This window comes from Streptomyces sp. SP17BM10 (assembly GCF_036322405.1).
Lineage (GTDB): Bacteria > Actinomycetota > Actinomycetes > Streptomycetales > Streptomycetaceae > Kitasatospora.
Map to the genome: position 1 here is coordinate 1 of NZ_JAQYXB010000406.1, position 1,234 is coordinate 1,234.

At 70.8% G+C, this 1,234-nt stretch carries 1 protein-coding gene and 1 pseudogene; both read left to right on the plus strand.

Annotated elements, in window-relative coordinates:
• A partial coding sequence (locus tag PUR71_RS03335; protein ID WP_329924786.1) for a serine hydrolase domain-containing protein occupies positions 1-823 on the plus strand: 823 nt, incomplete at its 5' end.
• Between the two features lie 113 nt (positions 824-936).
• Positions 937-1,234, plus strand: a pseudogene (locus PUR71_RS03340) (serine hydrolase); the annotation flags it as partial.

Sequence of the window (1,234 nt, forward strand, 5' to 3'; positions counted from 1 at the left end):
CCTCCAGCTCGTCGCCGAAGGAAAGATCGACCTCGACACGTCCGTCGACACCTACCTGCCCGGCCTGCTGCGCGGCGACGGCATCGACGGACGCAACATCACCGTCCGTCAACTGCTCCAGCACACCAGCGGCCTGCCCGAATACGTGGACAAGGACGTGATCCTCAACAACCCGAAGCGGTACTACGAGCCGCGTGAACTGCTCGACGCGGCCCTCGCCCAGAAGGCTCACTTCGCCCCGAGCACGCGCTGGGAGTACAGCAACACCAACTACCTGGTGGCGGGTCTGATCATCCAGAAGCTCACCGGGCGGCCGCTCGGTGAGGAGGTCAACCGGCGCATCGTCGACCGCATCGGCCTGCGCCACACCTACTTCCCCACCCCGGGGGACATGACCATCCACGAGGCCCACCCCGAGGGGTACAACCAGGACGCCGACGGCTCGTTCCACGACTACACCGAGCTCGACCCGTCCTGGGGCTGGGCGGCGGGCGCCGTCGTCTCCACCAACAGCGACATCGTCCGCTTCTACACGGCACTGCTCGGCGGCAGGCTCCTCCCGGCGGCCCAGCTCGCCGAAATGCGCACCACCGTCCCCGCGGACGAGGTGGGTCCGGGCGTCCGCTACGGGCTGGGCCTGATGAGCACGCCGCTGTCGTGCGGAGGCGTGTTCTGGGGCCACGGCGGGACCATTCCGGGCTACTACACCGCCGGGGGCACCACCGACGACGGCCGCGCCGTCAACCTCGCGGTGACCATGATCCCGGGTGACGCGGCCGGGAAGGGCGTGGAGGCCGCAGTGGACTCCGCCCTGTGCCACTGACCCCACCCGATCCGGCCTGAGCGTCGGCACCGGTACGACCAGCGGGTTCTGCGCGCGCCTGCGCGCAGAACCCGCCCCCCACCAACTTCCCCCTCCAGCAGAGGAGTTCCTCCGTGAACGAGCACGTACAGCACAACCGGGCCAAGCTGCGCCATCGGGGCCGGCGCGGGTTGGCGGTAGCCGTGGCCACCGTGGCCGCCGGCGTCGTGGCGGCCTCGACCCTCGCGCCGACCGCGGCGTTCGCGGGCGGCCGGTCGGACAGCGTCCAGTCGAGCCTGAACGCGCTGGTGAAGGACGACGGCCTGCCCGCCGCGCTGGCCACCGTCAAGGGCAGCGACGGCCGCACCCGCAATTACACCGCCGGCGTCGGCAACCTCGCCACCAGGGCCAAGGTCCCCGTGGACGGACAGA